The sequence below is a fragment of the Erwinia sp. 009765445 genome, from assembly GCF_058137865.1.
In genome coordinates this window covers 1-577 of the sequence record NZ_JBYUWC010000068.1, presented here as the reverse complement: position 1 = coordinate 577, position 577 = coordinate 1, and the positions used below count along the sequence as shown (strand labels likewise).

General features: G+C 48.5%; 1 pseudogene. It reads right to left on the bottom strand.

The annotated features are described in order from the left end of the window. A pseudogene (locus AC3Y5R_RS24250) lies at positions 1-286 on the bottom strand (MFS transporter); the annotation flags it as partial. Positions 287-577 lie beyond the last annotated feature (291 nt).

Below are 577 nucleotides of genomic sequence, written 5' to 3'. Positions count from 1 at the left end.
GCGTAAACAGGGCAACGATAATGCCGAATCCACTAAAGATATCGACGAAGCCTTGCAGCAAGGTAAACATCGACCAGATAAAGATCGACCAGAAGTAGAAGCGTTTTGAACCAAAACGGTCCAGCAACCAGCCACCAGGGATCTGCCCGATAACATAAGCCCATGAGAAAGCAGAGAACACATAGCCCATTCCCACAGGATCAAGGCCGATATCTTTGGCCATTTCCGAACCGGCGATAGAGAGCGTAGCGCGGTCGCAGTAGTTGAAGGATGTGACGATAAACAACTCATTGTTGCACTCCTGAAAATTCGCGTTAGCCACGCTCACTCTGGACTGCGACATCGCCAGGAAATCAGAGGTGACGTAGGGTGTTTTTTGCCGTTTTTATAGGTCGTTCGCCGAATACGGCGCGTGTTTATATCTGGCAATAGCAGTATAAAAAGCGCGCCATAGCGGCTCACCGTGCAACAACACAACATTAATGCGTTCAATGAGGCCCGATTTTGGCATTAGCCCTGGACGGTGGAATCCACTTCACGGAAATGAAAACAAGAACAAGAAAGGAAGGGTTAAAAC